At 72.8% G+C, this 17,953-nt stretch carries 17 protein-coding genes; 13 read left to right on the top strand and 4 right to left on the bottom strand.

Going from position 1 to position 17,953, the window contains the following annotated elements:
- Positions 1 to 88: 88 nt before the first annotated feature.
- From BN12_RS09695 to tsaE, 7 genes are all read left to right on the top strand, one after another.
- Entirely contained in the window at positions 89 to 1,099 is a 1,011-nt protein-coding gene (locus BN12_RS09695; protein WP_048552031.1) for a carbohydrate ABC transporter permease, read from the top strand.
- Entirely contained in the window at positions 1,096 to 1,926 is an 831-nt protein-coding gene (locus BN12_RS09690; RefSeq protein WP_048552029.1) for a carbohydrate ABC transporter permease, read from the top strand. The genes BN12_RS09695 and BN12_RS09690 overlap by 4 nt, the downstream gene beginning before the upstream one ends.
- On the top strand, positions 1,923 to 3,302 hold the full coding sequence (locus tag BN12_RS09685; protein WP_048552027.1) for a GH1 family beta-glucosidase: 1,380 nt from the start codon (positions 1,923 to 1,925) through the stop codon (positions 3,300 to 3,302). The genes BN12_RS09690 and BN12_RS09685 overlap by 4 nt, the downstream gene beginning before the upstream one ends.
- Before the next feature lie 289 nt (positions 3,303 to 3,591).
- Positions 3,592 to 5,058 carry a bifunctional ADP-dependent NAD(P)H-hydrate dehydratase/NAD(P)H-hydrate epimerase gene (locus BN12_RS09680; protein WP_048552025.1) on the top strand — a complete coding sequence of 489 codons (1,467 nt, stop codon included), beginning with the start codon at positions 3,592 to 3,594 and terminating at the stop codon, positions 5,056 to 5,058.
- 220 nt (positions 5,059 to 5,278) lie between these two features.
- Positions 5,279 to 6,451 carry an alanine racemase gene (gene alr, locus BN12_RS09675; protein WP_048552023.1) on the top strand — a complete coding sequence of 391 codons (1,173 nt, stop codon included), beginning with the start codon at positions 5,279 to 5,281 and terminating at the stop codon, positions 6,449 to 6,451.
- The gene (locus BN12_RS09670; RefSeq protein ID WP_053079994.1) at positions 6,451 to 7,704 is read left to right on the top strand and encodes an alpha/beta fold hydrolase; all 1,254 of its coding nucleotides are present in this window, start codon (positions 6,451 to 6,453) and stop codon (positions 7,702 to 7,704) included. Before alr ends, BN12_RS09670 begins: the two co-directional genes overlap by 1 nt.
- A gap of 9 nt (positions 7,705 to 7,713) precedes the next feature.
- A complete protein-coding gene (gene tsaE, locus BN12_RS09665) occupies positions 7,714 to 8,166 on the top strand; it encodes a tRNA (adenosine(37)-N6)-threonylcarbamoyltransferase complex ATPase subunit type 1 TsaE (protein WP_048552021.1) in 453 nt (150 codons plus the stop codon).
- Positions 8,167 to 8,197: 31 nt separating this feature from the next.
- On the opposite strand, the gene BN12_RS09660 is transcribed toward tsaE, so the two are convergent.
- Entirely contained in the window at positions 8,198 to 9,133 is a 936-nt protein-coding gene (locus tag BN12_RS09660) for a threonine/serine dehydratase (RefSeq protein ID WP_048552019.1), read from the bottom strand.
- Positions 9,134 to 9,465: 332 nt separating this feature from the next.
- On the opposite strand from BN12_RS09660, the gene BN12_RS09655 reads away from it, so the two are divergent.
- Positions 9,466 to 11,256 (top strand): lipase family protein, encoded by a 1,791-nt coding sequence (locus BN12_RS09655; protein WP_048552017.1) that lies wholly within the window; start codon positions 9,466 to 9,468, stop codon positions 11,254 to 11,256.
- 79 nt (positions 11,257 to 11,335) lie between these two features.
- Here BN12_RS09655 and BN12_RS09650 read toward each other — a convergent pair whose 3' ends face one another.
- Positions 11,336 to 11,863, bottom strand: coding sequence for a YbhB/YbcL family Raf kinase inhibitor-like protein (locus tag BN12_RS09650; protein ID WP_048552015.1), 528 nt, complete (start codon positions 11,861 to 11,863; stop codon positions 11,336 to 11,338).
- 44 nt (positions 11,864 to 11,907) lie between these two features.
- Between BN12_RS09650 and tsaB the strand changes: the two genes are divergently transcribed.
- Genes tsaB through tsaD form a run of 3 tightly spaced genes read left to right on the top strand, consistent with a single transcriptional unit; the run spans position 11,908 to position 14,230 of the window.
- The gene (gene tsaB / locus BN12_RS09645) at positions 11,908 to 12,606 is read left to right on the top strand and encodes a tRNA (adenosine(37)-N6)-threonylcarbamoyltransferase complex dimerization subunit type 1 TsaB (RefSeq protein ID WP_048552013.1); all 699 of its coding nucleotides are present in this window, start codon (positions 11,908 to 11,910) and stop codon (positions 12,604 to 12,606) included.
- Positions 12,603 to 13,184: a ribosomal protein S18-alanine N-acetyltransferase gene (rimI, locus tag BN12_RS09640; protein WP_235432359.1), complete on the top strand. Its 582-nt coding sequence runs from the start codon at positions 12,603 to 12,605 to the stop codon at positions 13,182 to 13,184. The genes tsaB and rimI overlap by 4 nt, the downstream gene beginning before the upstream one ends.
- Positions 13,181 to 14,230, top strand: coding sequence for a tRNA (adenosine(37)-N6)-threonylcarbamoyltransferase complex transferase subunit TsaD (tsaD, locus tag BN12_RS09635; RefSeq protein WP_048552011.1), 1,050 nt, complete (start codon positions 13,181 to 13,183; stop codon positions 14,228 to 14,230). Before rimI ends, tsaD begins: the two co-directional genes overlap by 4 nt.
- A gap of 38 nt (positions 14,231 to 14,268) precedes the next feature.
- On the opposite strand, the gene BN12_RS09630 is transcribed toward tsaD, so the two are convergent.
- A complete protein-coding gene (locus BN12_RS09630; protein WP_235432358.1) occupies positions 14,269 to 15,543 on the bottom strand; it encodes a glycoside hydrolase family 3 N-terminal domain-containing protein in 1,275 nt (424 codons plus the stop codon).
- A gap of 251 nt (positions 15,544 to 15,794) precedes the next feature.
- The gene (locus BN12_RS09625; RefSeq protein WP_048552010.1) at positions 15,795 to 17,048 is read right to left on the bottom strand and encodes an MFS transporter; all 1,254 of its coding nucleotides are present in this window, start codon (positions 17,046 to 17,048) and stop codon (positions 15,795 to 15,797) included.
- Positions 17,049 to 17,115: 67 nt separating this feature from the next.
- On the opposite strand from BN12_RS09625, the gene BN12_RS09620 reads away from it, so the two are divergent.
- Positions 17,116 to 17,721 (top strand): MarR family winged helix-turn-helix transcriptional regulator, encoded by a 606-nt coding sequence (locus tag BN12_RS09620; protein ID WP_157635430.1) that lies wholly within the window; start codon positions 17,116 to 17,118, stop codon positions 17,719 to 17,721.
- Between the two features lie 9 nt (positions 17,722 to 17,730).
- On the top strand, positions 17,731 to 17,953 hold a 223-nt coding region (locus BN12_RS09615), incomplete at its 3' end, for a nucleoside hydrolase (RefSeq protein WP_048552006.1).

Raw genomic sequence — 17,953 nt, 5'->3', positions numbered from 1 at the left:
GGTCGGCGCTCACCCGCCCCACCCGCCCCACCCGGCCCGACCGCGGCCGCACCTGCGGCACCGCGCCCGCCCGACCCTTGGAGCCCCCGTGAGCGCCGACGTCATCGACACGACGAGCGAGCAGCGACAGACCGACAAGCCCACCCGCCGCAGCCACCGGCTGCCCGGCAGTCGCGTCGCATACGCCTTCATCGCCCCCTTCTTCGCCGTCTTCGCGGCCTTCAGCATCTACCCGTGGCTCGCGACCGCCTGGGTGTCGCTCCACGACGTGCACCTGTCGACGTACGACCAGCAGACCTGGATCGGGCTGGGCAACTACCGGAACCTGTTCACGAACGACTTCTTCTGGAACGCCCTGAGGAACACCGTGACGATCGGGATCATCTCGACCGTCCCCCAGCTGTGCATGGCCCTCGGCATCGCCCACCTGCTCAACTACCACCTGCGGGGGCGCACCTTCTTCCGCGTCGCGATCCTCATGCCGTATGCGACGAGCCTGGCCGCCGCGACGGTCATCTTCCTCGAGCTCTTCGACCCCAAGCTCGGCATCGTCAACTGGCTCCTCGGAACCCTCCACCTGCCCGAGGTCGACTGGCAGGGCTCGAGATGGCCCGCGCAGATCGCCGTCTCGACGATCGTCACCTGGCGCTGGACCGGCTACAACGCGCTCATCTACCTCGCCGGCATGCAGTCCATCGACACCGAGCTGTACGACTCGGCCGTCGTCGACGGCTGCAACCGGTGGCAGCAGTTCCGCCACGTCACGCTGCCGGGCCTGCGCCCGACGATCCTGTTCACCATCGTCGTGTCGACGATCGGGGCGGCCCAGCTGTTCGGCGAGCCGCTGCTGTACCACAACGGAATGCCCGACGGCGGCACGGAGAACCAGTACCAGACACTCGGCCTGCTCATGTACCAGCAGGGCTGGACCTACGACCGGCTCGGGCTCGCGTCGGCGACCGCGTGGACGATGTTCCTCATCATCGTCGCCGCCGTCGGCGTCAACCTCTTCTTCGCCCGGCGACGGGACCGCGCCGAGGCCCGCCGGCTGCGGTCGGTCCACCCCGTCGCGCTCGTCGAGACGGGGAGGAACCGATGAAGGCCGGTACCCAGCAGCGGGGGACGTGGGTCACCTACACGCTCCTGCTCGTCGTGACGTTCGCGTCGATCTTCCCGCTCTACTACACGATCGTCATGGCATCGCACACGAACGCCGAGATGGCCGCCGCGACGCCCCCGGTCCTCCCGACCCTCGACATCGTCCAGAACATGAAGACCGCCCTGTCGATGGCTCCGCTCAACAAGGGCCTCGTCAACTCGGTCCTCGTCTCCGGCTGCATCACCGTCGGGACCGTCTTCTTCTGCACGCTCGCGGGATTCGCCTTCGCCAAGCTGCGCTTCCGCTGGTCCAACCTCCTCCTCGGCCTGTGCGTCGCGACGATGATGGTGCCGATGCAGATGGGCGTCATCCCGCTCTACATGATGATGTCCCGGCTCGGCCTCGCCGGCCACCTCTCGTCGGTCATCCTGCCGACGCTCGTCACGGCATTCGGCGTCTTCTTCATGAGGCAGTACATCGCCCAGGCGGTCCCCGACGAACTCGTCGAGGCGGGATGGGTCGACGGCGCGAGCCCGTTCCGGGTGTTCTTCTCCGTCGTCGTCCCCGCGGTGCGGCCGGCGATGGCGGTCCTCGCCATGCTCACCTTCCTCACGGCATGGAACGACTTCTTCTGGCCCATCATCACGCTGAGCTCGCAGAACCCGACGATCCAGGTCGCGTTCCAGAGCCTCGCGACGGGGTATGCCCCGCAGCAGTCGGTCATCATGGCCGGCACCCTCTACGGCACCATCCCGGTGCTCGTCGTGTTCGCGCTCCTCGGCCGGCAGATCGTCGGGGGCATCATGCAAGGAGCGGTGAAGGGATGAGTGACGTGCGCACGTTCCCCGACGGGTTCACCTGGGGGGTCGCGACGGCGGCGTACCAGATCGAGGGGGCGGTGGCCGAGGACGGGCGATCGCCGTCCATCTGGGACACCTTCTCCCACACCCCGGGCAAGATCGACAACGACGACACGGGCGATGTCGCCTGCGACCACTACCACCGGTGGAAGGAGGACCTGGACCTCGTTGCGGCACATGGCATCCCGGCATACCGGCTGTCGCTCTCGTGGCCGCGCATCATGCCCGACGGGCGGACCGTCAACCGCAGAGGCATCGACTTCTACCGCTCCCTCGTCGACGGACTCCTCGAGCGGGACATCACCCCCCTGGTCACCCTCTACCACTGGGACCTGCCGCAGGTGCTCGACGACGGCGGCCCCGGCAGCGGGTGGCTGGGGCGCGAGGTCCCGCTGCGGTTCGCCGACTACGCGTCCTTCGTCGGCAAGGAGCTCGGCGACGTCGTGCCGGGGTTCACGACGCTCAACGAGCCGTGGTGCTCCGCCTACCTCGGGTATGCCAGCGGGGAGCACGCGCCCGGCCGCACCGAGACGCCCCTCGCGTTCCGGGTGGCCCACCACCTCAACCTCGCCCACGGGCGGGCCGTCTCCGCCCTGCGCTCGGTCCTCCCCGCGACCGCCGAGATCTCGGTGACCCTCAACCTCATGCAGGTCGAGGCCGCGAGCGACTCCGTCGCCGATCGCGCGGCAGCGCACCATGTCGACCTCGTCGCGAACCGGGTCTTCCTCGACCCCATGCTCCGGGGCTCCTACCCCCAGGACCTGCTCGACCAGACGGCGCACCTCACCGACTGGTCGTTCGTCGAGGAGGGCGACCTCGCCGAGTGCAGCCCACCCGTCGACCTGCTGGGGATCAACTTCTACAACCCGATGCGGGTCACCGCAGGCGAGGAGGGCCGGCCCGTCCCCGGCACCGACCGGGCGCGCGGCGTGGACATTCCCGGCCCGCATACCGTCATGGAGTGGCCCATCAAGGCCTCGGGACTCACCGACCTCCTCGTCCGGGTCCACCGCGACTACGGGCTGCCGCTCGTCATCACCGAGAACGGCACGTCGGGGACGTCGTCGCTCGAGCGTCCCGGGCCGGACGGTGCCGTCCACGACCCGCACCGGATCGCCTACCTCCACGACCATCTCGGGGCGGTGGCCGACGCGATCGACGCCGGGGCCGACGTCCGCGGCTACTACCTGTGGACGCTGCTCGACAACTTCGAGTGGGCGTGGGGGTACGACAAGCGGTTCGGGATCGTCCACGTCGACTTCGACACGCAGCGACGGACACCGAAGGACTCGGCGCGCTGGTACGCCGACGTCATCGCCCGGGGCGGCCTGCTCCTTCCCTGACCCGCCTCCTCACGCTCGCGCCCCGCGCCCCTGACCCGGCCGCGTCGCGCCCGGACCTCGCTGCGCCCTCGCCCGGACCCCGCTGCCGTTCGCACGTGCCGAGAAGATGTCGTTGGGAGGACGTTTCGACGACATCAACTCGGCACGTGCGGGATCGGGCCCGGCTGCTGCTCGCACGTGCCGAGAAGATGTCGCTGGTGGGCCGTTTCGGCGACATCAACTCGGCACGTGCGGAAGGGGGCGGGCGGGAAGCCGGAGGGGCGGGGAGCGGGCGCCTAGGATCGACAAGGTGATCGAGGCATGGCAGCCGGAGGACGTGTATGCCGCGGAGGCGGCGGTGTCGGACACCCTCGGCGAGGGGGACCTCATGGCCCGCGCCGTCGCGGGCCTGGCGCGGGTCGCGCAGACGCGCCTGCACGAGCGCGGGGGTCGACGGGTCGTCGCGCTCGTCGGGCCGGGGAACAACGGGGCCGACGCCCTGTATGCCGTCGCCCGCCTGGGGGAGCTCGGGTTCGAGGCCGCGGCGGTCCACGGCCCGGCCCCGCTCCATCGGGGTGCCGAGGTCGCCGCCCGGGCCGCCGAGGTGCGCCTCGTCGACGGGACGGCGCAGCGGGCGGTGACCCGGACCCTCGCCGGGGCCGACGTCGTCCTCGACGGGGTCCTCGGGATGGGCGGACGACCGGGGCTGCCGGAGTTCGCCCGGCCGTGGGTCGACGCGGTCCCGGACACGGCATACGTCATCGCCGTCGACCTCCCGTCGGGGCAGGACCCGCGCGGAGAGGTGCTCGACCCCGACGGGGTGTTCGCCGACGAGACGGTCACCTTCTCCGTCGCCAAGCCGGTCCACCTGCTGCCCGCGACGCAGGAGGCCGTCGGCCTGCTCACCGTCGTCGACATCGGGGTCGCCGTCGAGACCGACCCGGCCGTCGTCCGGATCACGCCGGACGACGTGGCCGACCTCTGGCCCGTCCCCGGACCGCTCGACGACAAGTACTCACGGGGGGTCCTCGGCGTCGTCGCCGGGGGGGAGGACTACACCGGGGCGCCGATCCTTGCGTGCACTGCCGCGGTGAGCGCCGGGGTCGGGATGGTCCGCTACGTCGGGACGCCCACCCCCGAGCAGCTGGTGAGAACGCTCGTGCCCGAGGTCGTCTTGGGGCCGGGGCGGGTCCAGGCCTGGGTCGTCGGGCCGGGTCTCGATGTCACCTCGCGCAAGGCCGGCGCCAAGGCCCAGGTGGACGTCGCCAAGGAGGCGCTCTCCTCCGACCTGCCCGTGCTCGTCGATGCCGGCGGTCTCGACCTCGTCCACGGACGACGTTCCGCACCGACGCTTCTCACGCCTCACGCGGGGGAGTGCGCGCGTCTGCTCACGCGCCTCGCGAGACGCAAGCGGGCCATCACCCCCGACGAGGTCAAGGCCGCGCCCCTCCATCACGCCCGGAGGCTCGCCGCCCTCACGGGAGCGAGCGTCCTCCTCAAGGGATCGACGACCCTCGTGGTGAGCCCCGACCCCGACGCTCCCGTCCACTCCCAGCGCGACGCCCCGCCGTGGCTTGCGACGGCCGGAGCGGGTGACGTCCTCGCCGGGCTCGTCGGCGCTCTGCTCGCCTCGGGTCTCGAGCCCACTGCCGCCGGGGCGCTCGGTGCCCTCGTCCACGGCGTCGCCGCCGACGCCGCGAACCCCGCAGGGCCGGTGCGCGCACGAGCGGTCGCCGAGGCGATCCCGGCCACCGTGGCCCGCCTTCTCGCGCGGTAGCCAGGCCCTCTCGCCCGGGGGTGGGCGGGTGGACGGAGAACTTGCGTCCGGACGGAGCAACTACTCCGTCCGGACGCAAGTTCTCCGTCCGCGTCGGGGGTGGGCAGGCAGGAGGGCGCAGGCGGGGGTCCGTGGTCGGGAGTCCGCAGGCAGGGGTGCGGGCAGCGACGGCGCGCCTGCGCACCACACGGCGGCCCCGGCTGCCTAGGATTGGTCTTCTATGCCCAGCGTCCCGCCTCACGCCACCCTGCTGCCCGCAGGATCGTCGGCCTGCGTGGAGATCGACCTCGACGCGATCCGCGACAACGTCGCCGAGCTGGGTCGCCGCGCCGGCTCCGCGGAGGTCATGGCGGTCGTCAAGGCCGACGCATACGGCCACGGTGTCCTGCCCGCTGCCCGGGCGGCGCTCGCCGGCGGCGCCACGTGGCTCGGCGTCGCGCAGCTCGAGGAGGCGCTGCGGGTGCGCGCGGCTGGCATCGACGCGCCGCTGCTGTCCTGGCTCTACCCGCCGGGCGCGGACCTCGCCGGCGCGGTGGCCGCGGACATCGACGTCACCGCCTCGGCCGTCTGGGCTCTCGACGCGATCCGCGCCGCGGCCGACACGACGGGTCGCACGGCCCGCGTCCAGCTCAAGGTCGACACGGGTCTGCTGCGCAACGGCGCCTACGGGCCGGACTGGACCGACCTCGTCGCGGCCGCCGGCCGGGCGTGCGCGGAAGGATCCATCGAGGTGACAGGGGTCTGGTCGCACTTCGTCTATGCCGACGAGCCGCAGCACCCCACGGTCCGCCGGCAGCAGGAGCGCTTCGAGGAGGCCGTCCGCGACCTCGAGCGCGCCGGCATCCGGCCAGGCCTGCGACACCTGGCCAACTCGGCTGCGACACTGACGAACCCGGCCGTCCACTACGACCTCGTCCGGCCCGGCCTCGCCTGCTACGGGCTGTCTCCGGTTCCGCAGCTCGGCGGCCCGTCGGCATACGGGCTGCGCGAGGCGATGCGGCTCACGGCCGCCCTGGCCGGTGTCAAGCGGGTCAAGGCGGGGGAGGGCGTGAGCTACGGGCACCAGTACGTCACCGAGCGTGAGACCGTCCTCGGCCTCGTGCCGCTCGGGTACGCCGACGGGGTGCCCCGCCACGGGACGAACGTCGGCCCGCTCCTCGTCGGCGGCCAGCGGACGAGAGTGGCCGGGCGGGTATGCATGGACCAGCTCGTCGTCGACCTCGGTCCGGCGTATGCGGGGGGAGCGGGGGACCCGGTCGTCGTCTTCGGTCGGGAGGCCGACGGCGAGCCGACCGCCCAGGAGTGGGCGGAGGCGATCGGGACGATCAACTACGAGATCGTGACGCGGGTCAGCGGACGGCTGCCACGCGTCCACATCGGGGGAGAGGACTGATGGCACCGAGCGGGAAGGCGACGGCGGCCGGGATCGGTCTGGGCGTCGCGGCCGCGGCGGCCGCCGCGGGGATCGGCGTCGTCGCCGAGCGGGCGACGCGGGGCCGCGATCTGACGACGGGCACGATCGATCTCCGGGAGGCGCCGCGGGGACGGCAGACGGTCGCGATCGCCGACGACGGCATACCGCTCAACGTCATCATCGACGAGCCGGAAGGCGGTGCCCCGCAAGGGAGCCCGACGATCGTGCTGACCCACGGGTACTGCCTCAACCTCGACATGTGGACCCTCCAGCGCCGCGCCCTGGCCGAGGCCGGCCACCGGATCGTGCTGTGGGACCAGCGCAGCCACGGCGACTCCGGCCACGCGTCGAAGGACAGCTGCACGCTCGACCAGCTCGGTCGCGACCTGCGCCGGGTCCTCGACGAGCACGCGCCCGACGGGCCGCTCGTCCTCATCGGCCACTCGATGGGCGGCATGACCCAGATGGCCTACGCCCGGGAGTTCCCCGAGGAGTTCGCCGAGCGCGTCGTCGCCGTCGGACTGCTCGGGACGAGTGCCGGAGGCACCGCGATGATGACCCTGGGGTTCGGGCCGATGGTCGGCAGCCTCGTCGGCCGGGTCGGTCCCGACGTGCTGTGGCGGCTCGGCCGCTACCAGGACCGGCTCGACCCGCTGCGCCGCTTCGGGCGCGGCGTCGAGGACGCCGTCGTCGCCCGGTATGCCTTCGGGTCGCCCATGTCGCGCGAGGCGACCCGGTTCGTCGGCGACATGATCTTCCGCACGCCGTTCTCCGTCATGGCCGACTTCCTCCCCGCCCTCGAGGGCGTCGACGAGCGCGACAGCCTGCGCCATTTCGTCGGCATCGACTGTCTCGTCGTCAACGGCGAGGCCGATCTCATCACCCCGCCCGAGCACAGCGAGGCGATCGTCCAGCGGGTGCCGGGGGCCGAGCACGTCGTCATCCGCGACGCCGGCCACCTGCTCATGCTCGAGCACCCCGACGTCGTCAACGAGCAGCTCCTCGACCTCGTCGACCGCGGTGCGCGGGCCGCCCGGCACGGGATGTCCCCGACCGAGAAGCCCCGCGTGCGTCGGCTCGTCACGGACATGACGCGGGTGAAGCGATCCCGATCCGGTGGGGGTTCCGCCCGCAGCCAGCGCGGCACGGGGAAGGGCGCGACCGGGCGTCCCCCGGGGAAGCGCGCCCCGGGCGCGGCCTCCGGCGGATCCTCTGCCGAGGCGACCGGCTAGCCGTCCGGTATGCCGTCCCGTCACCTCCTCCCCACCGCCGACGACACGCGTGCCTTCGGTGCCCGCCTCGCGAGCCACCTGCGCGCCGGGGACCTCGTGCTCCTCACCGGAGGGCTGGGCGCCGGCAAGACGACGCTGACCCAGGGGATCGGCGACGGGCTCGGCATACGGGGCCCCGTCACCTCCCCGACGTTCGTCATCGCCCGCGTCCATCCGTCGCTCGTGTCGGGCCTATCCCTGGTCCACGTGGACGCCTACCGCCTCGGAGGGCTCGGCGAGCTCGACGGGCTCGACCTCGAGGCGTCCCTCGAGGACTGCGTCACCGTCGTCGAGTGGGGGCACGGCCTCGTCGAGGGGCTCTCCGAGGACTACCTCGAGGTGTTCCTCACCGGCGAGCAGGAGCGCACGGCCGTCGTCGAGGGACACGGCGAGCGGTGGCGCGACCTCGACCTCGCGCCCTGACCGCGAGACCATGCGCCCGCCGGACCGATCGCTACGCCAGGTCCGCGGGGTCGGTGTTCGCGCCGCAGAGCACGACGACGACCCGCTCACCGGGAGCCGGCCGGTAGGCGCCGCTCGTCACCGCGGCCATGGCGGCCGCGGCCCCGTGCTCGACGACGATCCGGTACTCGTCCCACAGGAGCTGCCGGGCCCGCACGATGTCCTCGTCGTCCACGAGGACCGGTTCGACCCCCGTGCGGGTCGCGACGGCGTAGGCGATGTCGCCGAGGCGTCGCGCCCCCAGCGAGTCGGCCGCGATGCCGGACACGGCGACATCCGTCGGCTCCCCGCGCGACAGGGCGGTATGCAGCGTCGGAGCGCCGCTCGGCTCGACCCCCACGACGTGGGCCACGCCCTCGACCGCCGCTGCCACGCCTGCCATGAGGCCGCCACCACCGACGGCGAGGATGAGGGTGTCGACCTGTCCCGCCAGATCCTCGACGACCTCCAGGCCGAGCGTGCCGGCACCGGCGGCGATCGCGGGCTGGTCGTAGGCGTGGCAGTACACCGCTCCCGTGGCGGCCGCGTGCTCGGTCGCCGCCTCGTAGGCGGTCGCATACTCCAGTCCCCGCAGGACGACCCGGGCGCCGTAGCGGCGCAGCTTCGCGACCTTGACGGCCGGCGCGTTCTCCGGGACGAAGACGGTCGCGGGGACTCCGAGGGCGCGGGCGGCGAACGCGTTCGCGAGGCCGGCGTTCCCGCCGGAGGCGACCACGATCCCGACGCCGGGGTCGAGAAGCCCGTCCTCGGAGGCGCTGACGATCCGGTTGAAGGCACCGCGGGCCTTGAAGCTGCCGGTGCGCTGGAGGTACTCGAGCTTGAACCAGCCGACGCCGCCGATCTCGGTGTCGACCGACAGCATCGGCGTCCGATGCACCCGGCCCGCGATCCTGCCGCGAGCCGCCTCGACGTCGGTGCGCGTGATCATCGCTCGCCGTCCTTCCGATCGTCGCACTGGGTCGGGGAGAGCCTAGTGACGGTCCATTCCTCCTCGGCATACCTGCGGTCGGCAGTGTCGAGCGACGGGGATGAGACCTTGTGGGACAGATGGCCGGAGCCAGGCCTGCGGCCACCGTCCCCACGAGCGTTCTCGAGTCGCCCACGGCGACGGTGACGTCGGGCGCCGGTCCGCATCGGCTCCGGCATGGGCTCCGGCTCGACGGGGTCGGTATGCGGAGTCCCGGGAGCCGCCCGGATGGCGCTGAGGCCCCGATCGGGTGCCAGAACGCCAGGTACGATCCGTCACCGAGGGAGGCCAGGATGCGGTCGTGGTGGCGTGTCGCGCTCGGGACGATCTGCCTGCTCATCGGGCTGTGGCTGGTCCTCGACCCGTTCGCGTCGATGACCGTCCTGCTCCTGTCCGTCGTCGTCGGCCTGGCCCTGCTCGGGCTGGGCGACCTCCTCGGACAGGATGCCGGCCCCCGCGGCCTGTCGACGGTGGCCGGCCTGCTGTGGCTCGCGGCCGCCGTCGCCGTGCTGGCCTGGCCCGGGGCGACCGTGTCGGTCATCGCCTGGCTGACCGGGATCGTCGTCGTCCTGCAGGGCGCGATCGCGGTGGTCGCGGGCCTGCGGGGTCGGACTCCCCAGCGGGTCTCCTCGGTCGTCCTCGGGGTGGCGCTCCTGCTCATCGGGACGGTGGCGCTGCTCTGGCCGGACATCACGATCTTCGTCGTCGCCCTGCTGCTCGGCGGGTGGCTCGTCGTGCGGGGGGTGAGCCTGCTCTGGCGTGGCCTCGTGCGCCCGTCACCTGCCGGTGCGGCCCCCGCCGGTGTAGGCCGCGCCGGTGTAGGCCCCGCCGGTGCGGGCTCCACCCGCGCGGCGCGGAACGATCAGCCGCGTCCCCCGGGACGCCTCCGACGGCTCGGCACGACCGCCGTCGCCGTCCTGGCACTCGTCGTCGCGGTGCTGCTGACGGGTGTCTCCGCATACCTCCACAGCTCGAAGCCGACGCCGGACGGCTTCTACGCGGCCCCCGGCTCCACGGCGGGGCAGGCGCCCGGAACCCTCCTGCGCACCGAGCCGTTCACCCGCGACGTGCCGAGCGACGCCAGGGCCTGGCGCATCCTCTACACGACGACGCGGGACGAGGGGATAACTGCCGTGGCGAGCGCCATCGTCGTCATCGGTCGGCGGGCTCCCGCCGGCCCACGACCGGTCATCGCCTGGGCGCACGGCACGACCGGCTACGCCGAGGACTGCGCACCCAGCCTCGTCGCCCACCCGTTCGCCGCGGGCGCGACGCCCGCGCTCCACGAGGTCGTCGACAACGGCTGGGTCATGGTCGCGACCGACTACATCGGCCTCGGCACACAGGGCCCGCAGCCCTACCTCATCGGTCAGGGCGAGGCTCGTTCGGTCCTCGACGCCGTGCGGGCCGCCCATCGGATGCGCGAGCTCGCGCTGGCCGACGAGACGGTCGTCTGGGGGCACTCCCAGGGGGGCCACGCAGCCCTCTGGACCGGCATCATCGCCCCCCGCTACGCCCCGGACGTCGACATCGTCGGCATCGCAGCCCTGGCGCCCGCGAGCAACCTGCCGGCGCTGGTGTCCACCGTGGACACCGTCACGGGCGGCAGCATCTTCGCCTCGTTCGTCGTCCAGGCATACGCCGACACCTATCCCGACGTGCGCTTCGACGATGTCGTGAGACCCGCGGCCCGGGTCCAGGTCCGCGAGATGGCCCAGCGCTGCCTGTCCGGACCCGAGGTCTACGTCTCCGTCGTCGACGCGCTGCTGCTCGACAAGAGCATCTTCCGCACCGACCCCACGACGGGCGTGATCGGCCGGCGGCTGTCGGCCAACGTGCCCAGCGGGCCGATCGACGCGCCGCTGCTCATCGCTCAGGGTGCCTCCGACACCCTCGTGCTGCCCGCCGCGCAGGACGAGTACGTGCAGCGGCGGTGCGCCGCCGGCGGGCGGGTCGACTACCGCGTCTATGCCGGCCGCGACCACGTGGGACTCGTGGCCGCCGACTCACCGCTCGTCCCGGACCTCCTGCGGTGGACGCAGGACCGCCTCGACGGCAGGCCCGCCCGGTCCACCTGCGGCTGAGCGCCGAGGCACCCGGTCTTGTCACAGGCCGGCGTGCCAGTCCCTCGTCGTCGTCCGCCGCCGGCCGCCGGGCCATGGCTCAGTGCTGGTAGGTCCCCGTGACGATCGCCCGGGCCAGCGTCTTGAACGCGAGGTTGAACGACACGACGGCCGCCGACGCGTCGCTGTCGACGCCGAGCGACTCCTCGCCGACCGCATGGACGACGAAGTAGTAGCGGTGCACCTGGTCGCCCTCGGGCGGCGCCGCCCCCATGAACGCCTTCGCGCCGCCGTCGTTGCGGCACATGAAGGCGCCGCCCGGCAGCGGGGCCCCCTGCGCCCCGGCACCCGCGTCAAGGGAGGTGACGTCGGCCGGGAGGTCGACGAGCACCCAGTGCCAGAACCCCGACGGCGTCGGGGCGTCGGGGTCGAAGCAGGTGACGACGTAGGACTTCGTCCCCTCGGGAGCACCCGACCACGACAGCTGGGGCGAGGTGTTGCCGCCCGCGGCGACCTGGTCGTCCTTGAGCGGTGCGCCGTCCGTGACGTCGGCGCTCGTCACGCTGAACGACGGGACCTGGGGGAGCAGCTCGTAGGGATCGGGGGCGACAGGTCGGTCGAGGCTCATGATCCGAACCTACAACGCCCGCCGACGACAGATAGCCTGACTCGGTGCTCCTGCTCGCCATCGACACCGCGACGAGCGCCATCACCGTCGCCGTCCACGACGGGTCGACGCTGCTGGCGTCCCGGGCCGCCGTCGACCCGCGACGCCATACCGAGCTCCTCGCACCCCTGGTCGCCGAGTGCCTCGACTCGGCCGGGGTCGCTCCGGCGGACCTCACCGATGTCGCCGTCGGCACGGGGCCCGGCCCGTTCACCGGACTCCGCGTCGGCCTCGTGACGGCGCGCACCCTCGGCTGGGCGCGTGGCATACCGGTGCATGGCGTGTGCAGCCTCGACGTCCTCGCGCGGCAGGCCGTCACCCACGTCGAGAGCGGGCGCTTCCTCGTCGCGACGGATGCCCGGCGCAAGGAGCTCTACTGGGCCGGGTATGCCGTCCCGCCGGGTTCCGCACCCGGCTCGCCGGTCGAGCGGGTCACCGACCCGGCGGTGACCCGACCGGCGGACCTTCCCTCCGAGGTGAGGTCGCTGCCCGCGGCGGGACGGGGTGCGGTGCTCTACCCCGACGAACTGCCGCACGGCATACCGGTCCTCGACGTCGACGCGGCGGTCCTGGCCGAGGTGGCGACGGCCCGCATCGCGACGGGGGAGGAGATGCCCGTCGAGGCGCTCTACCTCCGCCGACCCGACGCGGCTCCCAGCCACGCACCGAAAAGCACTGTCCCACAAGGATGGCGGGGCGCATGACACCTTCACAGGTGTGGCGGCCGATGACGTGGCGCGACATCCCGGACCTCGTCGCCCTCGAGGAGCGGCTCTTCCCCGACGACGCGTGGCAGGCGCCGGCGTGGTGGGCGGAGCTCGCCGGACGCCCCCGCCGTGAGTACGTCGTCGTCTCCGACGGTGCGCGGGTCATGGCGTATGCGGGGCTCGACCACGGTGGAGAGGTCGCCGACATCATGACGCTCGGGGTCGTGCCCGAGGCCCAGGGGCACGGACTCGGTGCCCGGCTCGTGGAGCACCTCCTCGAACGGGCTGCGGCCGAGGGGGCCAGGCACGTCATGCTCGAGGTTCGTGCAGACAACGGGCCGGCCCGGAGCCTTTACACCGCAAGGGGGTTCGAGATCATCAGCACTCGGAACCGTTACTACCAACCCGGTGACGTGGACGCCCTCGTCATGCGCCGCACGACGCCGCGCTCCGGGGTGTGGGCGGGTTCCACCCGGATGGCGGGCTCGGCGACGGAGGCATCCGCGTCGGCGTCCCGCGACGGCGACGCGTCGGCCCTCGGCGCGGGCCCGCATCCCGAGGAGGCTGCCTCGTGAGCGCCACCGACGAGCCGCTCGTCCTCGGCATCGAGACGTCGTGCGACGAGACGGGCGTGGGCATCGTCCGGGGCGAGACGCTGCTCGTCGACGCGATCGCCAGCAGCGTCGACGAGCACGCCCGGTTCGGAGGCGTCGTGCCCGAGGTCGCGAGTCGGGCCCACCTCGAGGCGATGGTTCCCACGCTCGAGCGGGCGACGGAGCAGGCCGGGGTCCGGCTGGCCGACCTCGATGCGATCGCCGTGACGTCCGGTCCGGGGCTCGCCGGCGCGCTCATGGTCGGCGTCGCCTCGGCCAAGGCGCTGGCCGTCGCCCTCGGCAAGCCCCTCTACGGCGTCAACCACCTCGCCTCGCACGTCGCCGTCGACGTCGTCGAGCACGGGCCCCTCCCCGAGCCGGTCCTCGCGCTCCTCGTCTCCGGCGGCCACTCCTCGCTGCTCCTCGTCCCCGACGTGACCTCCGATGTGCAGCCCCTGGGGTCGACGATCGACGACGCGGCGGGTGAGGCCTTCGACAAGGTGGCCCGGGTCCTCGGCCTCCCCTTCCCGGGCGGCCCCCACATCGATCGGGCGGCCCGCGACGGACAGGTGGCCATCGACTTCCCCCGCGGGCTGACGGGAGGTCGCGACCTGGAGCGGCACCGGTTCGACTTCTCGTTCTCGGGCCTGAAGACGGCCGTGGCCCGCTGGGTGGAGCTGCGGCAGCGGGCCGGCGAGACGGTGCCGGTACCCGATGTCGCCGCGTCGTTCCAGGAGGCGGTCGTCGACGTGCTGACCCGCAAGGCCGTCGATGCGTGCCGGTCGCACGGCGTCCCGGACCTCCAGATCGGAGGCGGCGTCGCGGCGAACTCCCGCCTGCGCGCCCTCGCGCAGAGCCGGTGCGACGACGCCGGGGTCCGGCTCCGCGTCCCGCGCCCGGGACTGTGCACGGACAACGGGGCGATGGTCGCGGCACTCGGTGCCCAGATGGTGTCCCGCGGTCGGCAGCCCTCGCGGCTCGACCTGCCGGCCGACTCCTCGATGCCCGTCACCGAGACCCAGGCCTGACCTCGGCCACGCACGCCGACCCCGTGTCGCTTCGGCGGTCAGCCGCAGGAGGCGAGGCCGCGGGTCACCTTGAGGGCGACGACACGGGTCGCCGACGCCGTCACCTGGGCGCGGAACGTCGCATCCGTGCCGTACCGCTGGGTCAGCGCGGCCGTCATCGCCGACACCGCAGCCGGTTTGGCGGTGAGGATGACGTCGCCCCCCGCGGCGACGAACCGTGTCGCGCGGGACCCGACGGGCACCGCCGACACCGCGACGGCGGCGCCGAGGTCGTCGGACATGACGACACCGGCATACCCCATCTGCTTCCGGAGGAGGCCGGTGACGATGGTCCGGGAGAAGACCGCGTTGGTCGAGGGGTCGATCCTGCTGTAGATCGCCGACCCGACCATGACGACGTCGGTGCCCGCCCTGATGCCGGAGGCGAAGGGCAGCAGGTACGGGTCCCTCGTCGTCGTCACGGTGTCGGTGATGCCGGTCGCCGAGAGGTCGGTGTTCTCCCGGATCCGGCCGAGTCCGGGGAAGTGCTTGACGGTGGACCCGACCCCGCCCGTATGCATTCCCTTGACGAACGCCGCGACCATCCGTGCGTTGTCCGAGGGGTCGGAGGAGAACTCGCGGTTCCACCGGCCGATCGGGGCATTGCCGGTGCCGAGGCTCGCGGGGACCGTGTCGGCGACGGGGGCGAGGTTGAGGTTCACGCCGGCCGAGGCCAGCTGCTTGGCCCACCCCGTCGACCTGGCCGTCAGCTCGGCGGGGGTCAGGGCGTCCTGGGCTCGGGCCGAGGGCATCTCGTCGAAGCCGGCGCCGCGCAGCTGCTGGACCTGGCCGCCCTCCTGGTCGGCGGCGACGAACAGCCCGACGCGGTGGCCGCCGATGCGCGGGGCGAGGGTCTGGACGTGCCGGGAGGCGGCGGCCACCGTCGCGGATCCGCTCCACCCGCCGAGGTAGAAGATGCCGCCAAGCTGATGGGCGCCGATGGTCGTGTCGAGCCCGGTGGCCCCGGCGCTCGCGTCGAGGGCGGGCCAGACGAGCTGGCCGGCCCGCTGCGCCGGGGTCATCGCCCCGACGAGCCGACGGGCGCACGCGAGGATCGGGCTCGCTGCTGTCGTGGACGTGGTCGTCCTCGGTGGCGTCGTCGTGGAGGCGCTCGTGGTCGTCGACGGCGGTGCGGACGTGGAGGCGGTCGACGACGTCGGGCTCGGCGACGAGGTGGCCGGCGGTGTCGCGTCGTGGCCGCTGCACGCCGTGAGCGTCGTCGCCCCGAGGGCGACCGTCACGGAGAGCGCGGCGAGCCGTCGGATCGGGGACACGCGACGACGGTACCTCCCGCATCGCCCGGGTCCGCGTTCCGTCCGTGTCACGTCCGTGTCTGCGCCTGGCACCGCGTCCGGCGCCGGATCGGGCGGCAGCCTCCGCAGTGCTGGCTCGCTTTATCGGGTGACCCCGGAACCTGTGCCTTCACCCGACAAGGAAGGTCGGGTGAGGCCACGTCTTGTGGGGTGACCCGATAAAGCTGGCGTCGGGGTTTCCGGGGCGACCCGATAAAGCCGGCCGGGCGGGCTCAGTCGCGGCGGACGAGACGGCGGACGTCGGACGTGCAGGCCGCGAGGAGCGACGAGCCGCCCATGACGGCTCCGACGATGACGAGCCAGCGGTGGAACCCGATCGCCTCGGAGACCGGACCGACGAGGGCCAACCCGAGCGGCCGGGCGACGAAGGAGCCGACGATGTCGAAGGAGTACACGCGGGCCAGCTTCTCGGGAGGCACCGACTGCTGGATCGACAGGTCCCACCACACCGAGAAGATCTCCAGCCCGAGCCCGTGGAGGAACGCTCCGACGAGCACTCCGACGACACCGGGCGACCAGGCCATGGCGAGGGGGAAACAGGCGGTGAGCGAGAGGCATACCGTGCCGGTGAGGAGCGCCCGATGGGGGCGCCAGCGGAGGGTGACGAGCCCGCCGGCCACGAAGCCGACCATGAGCGCGGACATCGCCCAACCCCATGCGGCGCGACCGAACGCGTCGCCCACGACGATCGGCCCGAGCACCGCCTGGGCGCCGCCGAAGAAGAGGTGGTAGAGCAGCGCCTGCCCGATAAGCAGCCACAGCCAGGTGTGGCGGAGCACCTCGGCGGCGCCGGTCCGGAGACCGCGCAGCAGCGACTCGCTGTCCGGTGCCGTGACCTGAGGCACCCGGAGGAGCGAGAAGCACAGCGCCGCAACGGCATACGTCGCCGCATCGATGGCGATCGACCACCCGGAGCCGATCGTTGCCACGAGGACGCCGGCGAGGCCGAAGCCGACGATCATCGCGGCGTTCGAGGAGAGCCGGCGCAGCGAGATGGCCGCCGACAGCTGCTCCGCCGGGACCGTGAGGGGCGTCATCGCCGACGAGCTGGGGCCGCTGAGCGCCGACACCGCGCCACCGAGCAGGCCGGTGAGGGCGAGGAGGGTCACCGAGCTCCAGTGGCCGATGAGGCTTGCGGCGACGAACCCCTGGATGAGGGCCGAGGCGGCCGACGAGCCCTCCATCATCACCTGCCGGGGGAGGCGGTCGCCGAGGACGCCGCCGAAGAGCGTCGTGAGGACCTCGGCGAGAGCGTATGCCCCGACGACCATCCCGAGCTGGGTCGCCGAGCCGCCGAGGTCGAGGACGGCGAACGCGAGGGCCACGGGCGTGATCGACCCGCCGAGGCTGTTGACGGTCGCGCCGGTGACGAGCCAGCGGAAGTTGCGCTGGTGGAGCGGTCCCCAGCGTCCGGGGACGGTCCGGTCGGTGGGAGCCGGGTCGGCTGTGGTGTGGGTACCGGTCACGGATCCGACAGTATTTCGGTACCGAACTATCAGTCAACGAACTTTCGGGCGTCGTAATATCAGCCTCGTGACACGACCGCAGCCGCGCACGCCGAGCCGCCTCGCTCGCCGGCCGATGGCCGTCGGTCCCGTCGAGACCCGCCACCCCGTCCAGGCACCGGGCGAGGACGCCGTCGACCTGCACGTCCGCCGCTGGCAGGACTGGGACGACCTCGGCCTCGACCCCGACGTCGAGGCCGTCATCACGCGCATCCAGCACATCGCCTGGCACGTCAAACAGGGCTACCTCGAGGGTGAGCGCAGCGTCGGACTCGAGCCGCACGACTACGACACGCTCCACGCCCTCCACATCCGCGAGACCCCCGGGTATGCCACGACCGGCCAGCTCGCGGAGACGGCCGGCGTCTCCCCTGCGACGATGACCGGACGGGTGGACCGGCTGGTCCGGATGGGTCTCGTCCGTCGCATACCGTCCGAGGACGACCGGCGCGTCGTGCACGTCCAGGTCACCGACGAGGGGTTCGACAAGTGGCGGCGCGCGATGGCGTTGCGGGGGGAGACGGAGGACCGCATCTTCGCGGGCATTCCCAAGGACCGTCTCCGCAGGCTGTCCGACCTGCTGCGCGAGGTGCTTCTCGCGGCGGAGGCGATCGACGGGTCCGCGTCCATCTAGGCTCGCGAGGTGCCGTCGTCGCCCGCCGCCCTGCCCGTGATCCTCGACGTCGACACCGGTGTCGACGACGCCTGCGCGCTCCTGCTCGCGGCGCTCCACCCCGCGCTCGACCTGCGGGGGGTGACGTGTGTCGGCGGCAACGCGCCGCTGCCCGACGTCGTGCGCAACACCCTGACGGTCCTCGACGTGTGCGGGCGCCCCGACGTGCCGGTCGCCGCGGGCGCGGCGCGGC

The organism is Nostocoides japonicum T1-X7 (assembly GCF_001046855.1).
Taxonomy (GTDB): domain Bacteria; phylum Actinomycetota; class Actinomycetes; order Actinomycetales; family Dermatophilaceae; genus Nostocoides; species Nostocoides japonicum.
The sequence above is the reverse complement of the archived record's forward strand: the minus strand, read 5'-3'. Positions and strand labels throughout refer to the sequence as shown.